9 protein-coding genes are annotated in these 10,428 nt (G+C 63.2%); all 9 read right to left on the reverse strand.

Annotated features, from left to right (window positions below):
• Positions 1 to 2 precede the first annotated feature (2 nt).
• Positions 3 to 1,199 carry an ABC transporter substrate-binding protein gene (locus tag Q0063_RS02205; RefSeq protein WP_297870335.1) on the reverse strand — a complete coding sequence of 399 codons (1,197 nt, stop codon included), beginning with the start codon at positions 1,197 to 1,199 and terminating at the stop codon, positions 3 to 5.
• 436 nt (positions 1,200 to 1,635) lie between these two features.
• The gene (ftsH, locus tag Q0063_RS02210) at positions 1,636 to 3,498 is read right to left on the reverse strand and encodes an ATP-dependent zinc metalloprotease FtsH (RefSeq protein ID WP_297870348.1); all 1,863 of its coding nucleotides are present in this window, start codon (positions 3,496 to 3,498) and stop codon (positions 1,636 to 1,638) included.
• 220 nt (positions 3,499 to 3,718) lie between these two features.
• A complete protein-coding gene (hpt, locus tag Q0063_RS02215) occupies positions 3,719 to 4,270 on the reverse strand; it encodes a hypoxanthine phosphoribosyltransferase (protein WP_297870336.1) in 552 nt (183 codons plus the stop codon).
• Complete coding sequence (gene tilS, locus Q0063_RS02220) at positions 4,260 to 5,669, reverse strand: tRNA lysidine(34) synthetase TilS (RefSeq protein WP_297870337.1); 1,410 nt, start codon at positions 5,667 to 5,669, stop codon at positions 4,260 to 4,262. Before tilS ends, hpt begins: the two co-directional genes overlap by 11 nt.
• Positions 5,653 to 7,005, reverse strand: coding sequence for a replicative DNA helicase (gene dnaB, locus Q0063_RS02225; RefSeq protein ID WP_297870338.1), 1,353 nt, complete (start codon positions 7,003 to 7,005; stop codon positions 5,653 to 5,655). Before dnaB ends, tilS begins: the two co-directional genes overlap by 17 nt.
• A 104-nt stretch (positions 7,006 to 7,109) precedes the next feature.
• Positions 7,110 to 7,559 (reverse strand): 50S ribosomal protein L9, encoded by a 450-nt coding sequence (gene rplI, locus Q0063_RS02230; RefSeq protein WP_297870339.1) that lies wholly within the window; start codon positions 7,557 to 7,559, stop codon positions 7,110 to 7,112.
• Positions 7,556 to 7,840 (reverse strand): hypothetical protein, encoded by a 285-nt coding sequence (locus Q0063_RS02235; RefSeq protein WP_297870340.1) that lies wholly within the window; start codon positions 7,838 to 7,840, stop codon positions 7,556 to 7,558. Before Q0063_RS02235 ends, rplI begins: the two co-directional genes overlap by 4 nt.
• A gap of 20 nt (positions 7,841 to 7,860) precedes the next feature.
• Positions 7,861 to 8,079: a hypothetical protein gene (locus Q0063_RS02240; RefSeq protein ID WP_297870341.1), complete on the reverse strand. Its 219-nt coding sequence runs from the start codon at positions 8,077 to 8,079 to the stop codon at positions 7,861 to 7,863.
• 11 nt (positions 8,080 to 8,090) lie between these two features.
• Positions 8,091 to 10,085, reverse strand: a complete 1,995-nt coding sequence (locus tag Q0063_RS02245) for a DHH family phosphoesterase (protein WP_297870342.1) — start codon at positions 10,083 to 10,085, stop codon at positions 8,091 to 8,093.
• Between the last annotated feature and the right edge of the window lie 343 nt (positions 10,086 to 10,428).

Below are 10,428 nucleotides of genomic sequence, written 5' to 3' on the forward strand. Positions count from 1 at the left end.
GCTTACTTTGCCGTCTGGACGGTTTCCAGGGTCCAGGCGCCGGCGGCATTGTCCGCCGTCTTGATATAGGCGGTATCCCGGATGGCGTCACCCACATCGTCAAAGGCGATGGCTCCGGACACGCCGGTATAGCTCAGGCTGGGCAGAGCGGCCTTGACGGCGGCCTTGTCGGGAGAACCGGCGGCCTTCAGAGCCTCCAGGGCCACATAATAGGCGTCATAGCCCATGGCGGTAACGGCGGCAATGGTGTCGTCTCCGCCATTGTTGGTCATGGCGGTGGAATCCTCGTTCAGCCAGGCTTTAATGCCGTCGTCGAACTCAGGGGAGCCGCCCTCCTGATAGAAGGTGGAGACATAGATCTGGACATTGGAGCCCTGTGCGGCGGAAAGAACCTTATTGCTGTCCAGGGTGTCGGAGCCCAGAATGGGCAGTTCCAGATTCATGGAGGCCGCCAGCTTCACAATCTGGGTGGAGTAGGCGATGGACACGGGGCAGAAGATGACCTCGCAGCCCTCCGCCACGGCCTTGTTCAGGTAGGTGGAGAAGTCGGAGGTGTTGGTGGGGAAGGAGTCCTTCACGCAGGTGCCGTCGAAGGCCTGCTCAAAGTAGTTCAGAAGGCCCTGGTCGTAGTCGTTGCCCAGCTCGCCCAGCAGGTAGGCCTTCTTGGCGGAGAACTTCTCCTGGGCGAAGTTGGCCAGAACGGTGCCCTGGAAGGGGTCCAGGAAGCAGATGCGGAAATAGTAGTCGTTTCCGGCAGTGACGCCGGGGTTGGTGCAGGTGACGCCGATGGCGGCCAGGCCCGCCTCACCGAACACGGGGCCGCCGGCAATGGCGCAGCCGGAGCCGTAGGTACCCAGCACCAGGCTCACGTCCTTGCCCACCAGCTCCGCCGCGGCCGTGGGGGCCTTGTCGGCGGAAGAGGCGTTGTCGGCGTAGACCAGTTCCACGTTATAGGTCTCCCCGCCGATCTCCACGGTGGGAGTCTCCTTGTTGGCGTACTGCATACCCAGCATCTCCTGCTTGCCGCCGGCGCCGGAGTCGCCGGTGGAGGGCTCGAACACGCCGATGCGGACGGTCTTTCCGCCGGAGCTGCCGGAGCCGCTGACGGCATCGCCGGAGCCGCTGCCGGAGCCGCCGCCGCAGGCGGCCAGGCTCAGGACCATGACCAGAGCCAGCATCATCGAAAACAGTTTCTTCATTCTTTTCATCCTCCTGTTTGACGGGACCTGAGATCCCTGTTTCGCACCGCCGGCCCGCCTGAAACGGGGCAGAGCGCCTCTGTTTCCGGCCCTTGATACATGCCGGCGGCATAAAAGCATTTTACGTTGTTTTCCCCGACTTTGCAAGGTCAATTCTACACAGAAAGATTTCCCGCTTTTCTCCCTCTCCTCCAAAGAACTGCTTCAAAGAAGCGGGCTTTTGTCTCCCGCAGGCGGACGTTTCCGTGCAGGCGGAAATTTTTGCCGTCCTGCCGTCCGCCAGCGGCGGACAGCCGTTTTCGTGATTTTGCTGAAAGCCCGCCGGAGGCCTCCGGGTTTTTCCTTGCAGTTCAGACAAAAGGCCGGCCCGGCGGAGGCCTGCGGCCTGTTCTCCGGGGGAAAACGGCGAAAAGGGGCCCCAGAGGGCCCCTCGTTTTCACCGGTATTCCCCGGGGCGGGATGACTGGGCCTTCTCCCCCGGCTTCTCACCGAAGACGGCCAAAAAGTCCTCCCGCTCCATGGTCTCGTGCTCCAGAAGGTAGTTCGCCACGGCGTCCAGCTGCTCCCGCCGGGCGGTGAGGATGTCCTCGCAGCGGCGGTAGGCCTCACCGATGACCCGGCGGACCTCCTCGTCAATCTGGGCGGCCACCGCCTCGGAGTAGCTCCGCCCCTGGCTCATGGTCCGTCCGATGAACACCTCGTCATGGCCCCCCGCAAAGGACACCGTGCCGATTCGCTCGCTCATGCCGTAGACCGTCACCATCTTCCGGGCAATGGCGGTGGCCCGCTGGATGTCGTTGCTGGCCCCGGTGGACACGTCCCCCAGACACAGCTGTTCCGACACCCGTCCCCCCAGCAGGGCCACGATCTGGTCCTCCATATAGCGCTTGGAGAGGTAGGACCGGTCCTCCTCCGGCAGGGCGATGGTCATGCCTCCCGCCTGCCCTCTGGGGACAATGGTAATCTGATTCACCGGGTCGTGGTCCGGCAGGGCGTGCATCACCACGGCGTGGCCCGCCTCGTGCCAGGCGGTTAGCTCCCGTTCGTGGGGCGGAATCACCCGGCTCCGCTTCTCCGGGCCGGCGATGACCTTGATCTCCGCCTGCCGCAGGTCCTCCATCGAGATAAAGGGCTTATTCCGCCGGGCGGCCAGCAAAGCCCCCTCGTTGACCAGATTCTCCAGGTCCGCGCCGGTAAAGCCGGCGGTGCCCCGGGCCAGCTTCCGCAGATCCACGTCCTCCGCCAGGGGCTTTTCCTTTACATGGACCTTCAGAATTTCCTCCCGGCCCTTGATATCGGGGAGACCCACGTAAATCTGCCGGTCGAACCGTCCAGGCCGCAGCAGCGCCGGATCCAGCACGTCGGCGCGGTTGGTGGCCGCCAGGACCACCACGCCCTCGTTGGCGGCAAAGCCGTCCATCTCCACAAGGAGCTGGTTCAGGGTCTGCTCCCGCTCGTCGTGGCCGCCGCCCACGCCGGTGCCCCGCTGGCGGCCCACGGCGTCAATCTCGTCAATGAAGACAATGGCGGGTGCGGTTTTCTTGGCCTGGTCGAAGAGGTCCCGGACCCGGCTGGCGCCCACGCCTACATAGAGCTCCACAAAGTCGGACCCGGAGATGGACAGGAAGCCCACCCCCGCCTCCCCGGCCACGGCCTTGGCCAGCAGGGTCTTGCCGGTGCCCGGAGGGCCCACCAGCAGCACGCCCTTGGGGATGCGGGCCCCCAGATTCATAAAGCGCCTGGGGTCCCGGAGAAACTCCACAATCTCCTGAAGCTCCTCCTTCTCCTCGTCGGCCCCGGCCACGTCCAGGAAGGTGACCTTCTTGTCCTTGTCCGAGAGGGTCCGGGTCCTGGCGGAGCCGAATTTCGCCATCCGGTCCCCGCCCATGCCGCCGCCCTGGCCCCGGAGGAAAAACACATACCACATGCCTGCCAGCAAAATGGCGGTCAGCACCCAGGGCAGCAGGATTTCCAGCCAGTTGGTGGAGTGGTCCTGCTGGTAGTCATAGGACGTGAGCACGCCCTTGGCGGCCTGGGCCTCCACCAGCTCCCCCAGGGTATCATAAAATAGGTCGAAGTCGTAGAGCTCATACCGGGCCGAGTCGGCGCCGTTCAGCGGCTCCCGCAGCTTCATCACCAGGGTGTTGTCCCGAATCACAAAGGACTCCACCTTCTCCTGCCGGAACAGCCGCTCCACCTGGGAGAACTCCAGACGGCCCTCCTGGCTGTTCAGCTGCCAGGTCCAGCTGACACACAGCAGGATCACCAGCCCCAGCAGGAGAAAGGTGAGATTGGACATTCGATTCTGTCTTGACAAGGGATCGCCTCCTTATATAGCCGGCACGCTTGAAAACCGGTCTCAGCCGGTTTTCAGGCAGCGGCGGGCTGTCCGGATTTCCCTGTGAGCCGGCTGTGCAGGCTGCCGCAGGCTCTTTCCGGGGTCCGCTCCGGCATATTCATGCCGCCGGGCTGAAAAGAAGCATTTGCTGCTCCCCAGCTGCGGCCGCCACAAAAACCGGTCAGCCGGAATAGACCTCCGGCTTCAAAACGCCGATATAAGGCAGATTCCGGTACTGCTGGCGGTAGTCCAGCCCATAGCCCACCACAAACTCGTCCGGCACCGTGAAGCCCGACAGGTCCGCCTCCACGGCCTTGGCCCGGCGGGCGGGCTTATCCAGCAGCGTCACGATGGTGATGGTGGCCGCGCCCTTGGTCATAAAGTAATCCTTCAAAAAGGCCAGGGTGTTGCCGGAGTCCAGAATGTCCTCCACGATAATCAGGTCCCGGCCCGTGATGTCCTGCTGGAGATCACGGGTGATCTGCACCTTGCCGGAGGAAACCGTGGCGTTCTGATAGGAGCTGACGGCGATAAACTCGATGTCGCTCCTCAGCTGGCAGGCGCGGACCAGGTCCGTCATAAACATGAAGCAGCCCTTCAAAACCCCCAGAAACAGGGGATTCTTCCCCTCGAACCGCTCATACAGGGCATTCCCCAGCTCCGCCACACGGGCTTTCAGTTCCTCCTCTGTCACCAGGACCTTTAAAATATCCTGCTCCAACTCACTGCGCATCGTGTCCGTCCTCCTTGTTGTCTCTCTCAATTTTAATAAACCGGATGGCCGCCTCCGGCGCTTCCTCCGTTCTCTCCTCCGGCCCGGAGCGGGGCAAAAAAGCCTCGTCCACCCCCAGCCGCCACACGGCGGCCAATCTGCCCTCCACATACACGGCGGGCAGGCGGTCCCGCTCCGCCAGGGAAATACGCCGGTCCAGGCAGAGCCGCTTTATGCTGCGGCTTCCCCGGGCCCCCGGCAGGGTCAGCCGGTCCCCCGGCACGCAGGGCCCCACGGATACCGCCCAGCTCTCCGAGGGCGTCCGGGGCCGCAGGGCCAGGCCCTCCCCCTCCGGCCGGTCCAGGAGGGTCAGACGGTAGTCCCCCCAGATCAGGGGCCGTCCCGGCATCAATTGGACCTCCGTCAGGGTCTGGGGCCGGGTCTCCAGAATCAGCCACCGCCGGCAGTACCGGGCGGTGACGCCGTGGGGCAGGCTCAGGCGGCTCTCCCGGCTCTGGTCCGTATGGCGGGCCATACTCAGAATGGCGTTCAGATGGACCGCGCCGATGTCCCTCCGGCCCACGCCCAGCCGGTCGAACAAAATCAGCAGCATCCGGGGCCGCACCGCCTCCGGGGCGGCAAACAGCAAATCAATATTCAGGGTCACCCGTCCCTCCCGGACCTCCACGCGGGCGGTGCGCTCCGCCGCGTCCCGCTCCAGGGCGCGGTCCGCCTCCCGGACATACCGGGCCGTCTGGTTGATATGCTCCACGGCCTTCGGGTTCAGCTCCTTCAGCAGGGGCATGACGTTCAGCCGCAGAAAATTCCGGCTGGCGGCGGCGGGGTCGGCGTTGGTCTCGTCCTCCACATGGGGGATACCGTACGCGGCGGCACAGGTCTCCAGCTCCTCCCGGGTTACGCCCAGCAGAGGGCGGCAGACGTCATCCCGCCGGTACTCCATGCCCGCCAGGCCCCGGAGCCCGGTCCCCCGAATGAGGTTCAACAGGACGGTTTCGGCGTTGTCGCCGGCGTGGTGGGCGGTGTAAAGGCGTTTGCATCCACGCTCCGCCGCCGTCTGGCGGAGGAAGGCGTAGCGCAGCGTCCGGGCGGCCTCCTCCAGAGAAAGCCCCTCCCGGGCGGCAAGGGCCCGGACATCCCCCCGGCCCACGGTCAGGGGAGTCCCCCAATCCCCGCAGGCCTTCCGGACAAAGGCCTCGTCCCGGAGGGCCGTTCCGTCCCGGAGCTGGTGGTTGAAGTGGGCGGCAATCACCTGCCCCTCCCGCTCCCTGCACCAGGCGTCCAGCATGAACAGCAGGCACATAGAGTCCAGACCCCCGGAGACGGCGCAGAGGACCGTCTCCCCCCGCTCCGGCAGGACCGCGTAAGGGGCCCGCTCCAGCAGCTCAGTCCTCGTCATCATAGCGGCTGTCCAGGGTAGAGAACTGGGTGTACTCCGGCATCCACCGGAGGTCCACCCGGCCGGTCTCCCCGTGGCGGTTCTTGGCCACGATGCACTCGGCAATGTTGTGCTTTTCCGAGTCCTCATTATAATAGTCGTCCCGGTACAAAAAGAGAACAATGTCCGCGTCCTGCTCGATGGCTCCGGACTCCCGGAGGTCCGACAGCATGGGCCGTTTGTCCTCCCGCTTCTCATTGGCGCGGCTGAGCTGGCTCAGGCAGATCACCGGCACGTTCAGCTCCTTTGCCATCAGCTTCAGCATCCGGGACATGTCGGACACCACCTGCTGCCGGCTGTCCCCCCGCTGGGGGCCGCCGGAGGCGGAGGTCATCAGCTGGAGGTAGTCCACCACCACCAGGCACAGATTTTCCAGCCGGCGGCACTTGGCGTTCATGTCCGCCACGGAGAGCATGGGATTGTCGTCGATGCGGATGTCCAGCTGGGTCATCACCGCCGTGGCCCCGGCAATCTTCTCCCAGTCCGTCTCCCGCAAACTGCCGGTCCGCAGACGGGTGTTCTCCACCAGAGCCTCGGCGGAGAGGATGCGGGTCACCAGCTGCTCCCGGTTCATCTCCAGAGAGAACACGGCCACGGTCTTTTTCGTGTTCTTGGCTACGCTCAGGGCCATGTTCAGAGCCAGAGAGGTCTTGCCCATGCCGGGCCGGGCCGCCAGAAGAATCAGGTCCGACTTGTTCAGGCCCGTGATTTTCCGGTCGATGGCGGAGAGGCCCGTGGAGAGGCCCGGCAGGTGGTTTTCGCTCTCGCTCATCTCTCCCAGGCGGTCCAGCACATCGGGCAGGACCTCCTTCATCCGGACCATCTGCTGAGCCCCCTGGCCCCGGCGGATGGAGAAAATTTTCTGCTCTGCAATCTCCAGGATGTTCCCGGCGTTTCCCAGCCCCTCCCGGGCCAGGGAAGCAATCTCCGCGGACGCCTGAACCAGAGCCCGCAGCAGCGCCTTGTTCCGGACAATCTCCACGTAATCCTCCACGTTCTGGCTGGTGGGGGTGATGTCCATCAGCTGGGCCAGATAGGACCGGGTGGTCTGCTCATCATAGACCCCGTTCTGCTGCATTTCCTCGCAGACGGTGATTCCGTCGATGTGCCGGGCGTTGGTGAACATGCTGAGAATGGTCTCGAAAATCTCCCGGTTCTGCTTCAGATAAAAGTCCTCGGGACGGAGCTTGCCCATCACCTTGTTCACGCAGTCCGGGTCAATCAGGATGGAGCCCAGGACCGCCTGCTCCCCCTTCAGGCTGTGGGGCATCTGACGCAGCAGAAGGTCTTCGTTTGCCATAATTGCCATCCCCTTTTAATTAGGAATGAGGAATTAGGAATTAGGAATTGTTGCGTTATTTCAGTCATTCCTAATTCCTAACTCCTAATTCCTAATTGATACGGTTATTTTTCCTCGAAAACCGACACGTAAACGGTGGCCGTCACCTCGAAGCCCAGACGGGCCTTGACCTGATAGCTGCCGAAGGCCTTGATGGGCTCCTCCAGCACCAGCTTCTGCTTGGGAATGTCAATTTCATACTGCTTCATCAGCCCCTCGGAAATCTCCTTTGTGGTGACGGCGCCGAAGAGCTTGCCGTTACCCCCCGCCCGGGCGGTGAGCTTCACCTGGCATTCCTTGAGCTTCTCGGCGGTCTCCTCCGCCAGGGCCTTTTGCCGGGCCTCCTCGGCCTTTTTGGCCTTCTCCTTGAGGTTCATGGTGTTGATGGCGTCCGCTGTAGCGGGAACAGCCATTTTCCGGGGCAGGAGGAAGTTCCGGGCGTAGCCCTCGGAGACCTCCACCATCTGGCCCTTCTTGCCCTGACCCTTCACGTCCTGCTGCAAAATCACTTTCATCGGTCATTCTCCTTATGATCTGAATCTGAATTTTCTGAATCCTTTGAATCTTCTGAATCTTCTAAAAACTCCGGGGCTTCCAATGCCCGGACCCGCTTCTCCAGCGCTTCGATCCGCTCCTCCTGAGCCAGCCACACCGTGATGAGAACCGCCGGCACAAAGGCGACGGCCGCGAAGGCGCGGAAGGGGTGCCGCTGAAAATCAAACAGCATGTATCCGCCTAAGAACAGAAACGCCTCTGAAACCACCAGACACGCTCCGTAGGTCTTCAAAAATTTCATGGCTCCGGCCTCCTTATTTCTCAAACCCCAGGTCCGCCCTCAGACCCGGGGCCTTTTCTCCTCCGCGCCGTCCAGGCCCAGGTAAACACCGCCGGCAGAACCGCGGCCAGCGTCCAGAAGAGGACCGGACGCTGCCAGAGCGCCAGCAGCGGCGTCCCCAGAGGGCTGGCCATGCACAGGACCGCCAGCAGCCCCAGCGCAAACAGGCACATGGCATAGACTTGCAAAAACCCTTTCATGATGGTCCTCCTCACTTCTCAAAATAGGCGTCGATGGCATGGACCAGCCTGCTCCGGACATCCAGCAGGTCCCCGTTCTCCACCCGTCCCCCCGCCGTAGCGGAGTTGCCGCCGCCTCCCAGGGCCTCCAGAATCACCTGGACGTTGATCTCCCCCAGGGACCGGCCGCTCATCAGAATGGCCGTCCCGCTGCGGTACACCACGAAGGAGGCCTTCACCCCCTTGAGCGTGAGCAGCTCGTCGGCGGCCTGGGCGGCGGCCACCCGGTCCACGCCGTCCTGACCCACCACCGCCAGGGCGATGTCGGGCCGGTAGAGCTCCGCCTGCCGGATGATGTCGTACTTGGAGACCATGCCGCTGAGGTCCCCCTGGAACAGCCGCTGGACCTCCGCCGTGTCGGCTCCCGCCCGGCGGAGGAAGGCCGCCGCCTCAAAGGTCCGGCCCCCGGTGCGGAGGGTGAAGTGCTTGGTGTCCAGCACGATGCCGGCCAGCAGGGCTTCCGCCTCCTCCCGGAGGAGGTCGGCGGGCTCAATCAGGTATTGCAGCAGCTCCGTCACCAGCTCCGACGCCGAAGAGGCATAGGGCTCGTGGAAGCTGAAGGCGGCGTTTTCGATATAGCTGGCGGCCCGGCGGTGGTGGTCGATCACCGCCACCCGGTTGCAGGACTCCAGCAGCTGGGGGCTCTCCACCAGGTCGGGCCGGTTGGTGTCCACCACGATCAGCAGCGCCCCGGGGCGCATTTTGATGAAGGCCTCCGCCGGCGGGGTGAACACGCCCCCGTAGGCCTCCAGCCCCCGCAGGCGCTCCAGCACCGCCTGGGCGGCGTTCTTCTCCAGGTCAATGACAATCTGGGCCTTCCGCCCCAGCTTCCGGGCGGCACAGCACACGCCGGCGGCGGCGCCTACGGCGTCCATGTCCGCGAAGCTGTGGCCCATGATATAAATCTCCGCCGCGTCGCCCATCAGCTCGCCCAGGGCGTTGGCCATGACCCGGGACTTGACCTTGGTCCGCTTTTCGGTGGTCTTGGCCCGGCCCCCGTAGAACTCAAAGTCCGTCCGTCCCCGGACCACCGCCTGATCGCCGCCCCGGCTCAGGGCCATTTCCAGAGAGAGGCTGGCGTTCTTCCGGAGCTCCGGAATGCTGGGGGCGTCCCGGCCAATGCCGATGGACAAAGTGGGGTGCCCGCCGTCCCCCACCCGGATGCTCCGGATGTCGTCCAGAATGGAGAACTTTTCCTCTACAAAGTGCTGGTAATACTGCTCTTCAAAGATGAACAGGTAGTGGTCCCGTTCCGTCTTCATCAAAAGGCCGTTGGCGGCGGACCCCCAGCTTGTGAGCTTTTCGTCAATCTGGGCCAGGACGGCGCTGCGCTGGGTATCCGCGCAGCCGTTCATCAGGTCGTCGTAATTGTCCACCATCAGAATCGCCACCACCAGACGTGTGGCGTCGTAGACCTCCCGGATGCGGTCCCCCTCGGTGGTGTCCACCCAGTAGGTCGTAGCCACCAGGTTCTGTTCCCCGCTCCGGCCCCTGGCCCGGACCAGACTGCCGTAGACCCGGAAACGGCGGCTGTTCATGCTCACACGCTCCGGGCACTCCTGTTTCCCCTCCAGCAGCCACTGCACGGGGAACTCCGGCGCCGCGTCCTCCACCTTCATCTCAAAGAGATGTTCCCGCACCCCCGCCAGCTGGAGGAAATTCTCATTGCTCCAGATGACCTCGCCGGTGTCGGGCCGGAAGACCATGATGGGCAGAGGGGAGTTGATCAGTGTGGATTTGCTGGCGGTGTCCACGTTTCCGGTCACATTGTCGATATACTGCAAAACGCTCTGGCGGCGCTTTTTGCCGCTGCTTCTGAAATAGGCGTACAGCGCCACCGTGGCCCCGCCCTCCGCCAGTGCCAGCAGGGGGCTGACGGTGACGGCGGCCAGGGTGAAGGCCAGCAGGCACAGGAAATACAGCTGTAAGTTCGGCTCCAGCAGGCGGGAGAGCTTTTTGTTATTCATGGCGTCCCCTTCTCCTAGAGTCTGTTTTAAAACCATCAAAACGCCGTCTTGGGGTATCTTTTTCCGCCAGGACTGCGTTGATTGGACTTGAAATCCGTCAGGATTCCCGCGTCCAATCGCCTTGTCTGACGAAAAAATCTGCCCCCATCCGGCATTCCGCTAATTTTAAAACAGCCTCTAGGAAATCTTTTCGTTTTTCTCTCATAAAACGGCTGCGCGCCGTTCCCTTTTTGCCTAAGTTGTTAGTATATCATTTTTCCCCGAAAGAAGCAAGCCCCGCTTGCCAACGGGCAGGGAAATCAATTTTCAAGAATAGTACAAATATCCGAGGGATTCAGGAGAC

The sequence above is a fragment of the uncultured Oscillibacter sp. genome (assembly GCF_947654275.1).
Taxonomy (GTDB): Bacteria; Bacillota; Clostridia; order Oscillospirales; family Oscillospiraceae; genus Oscillibacter.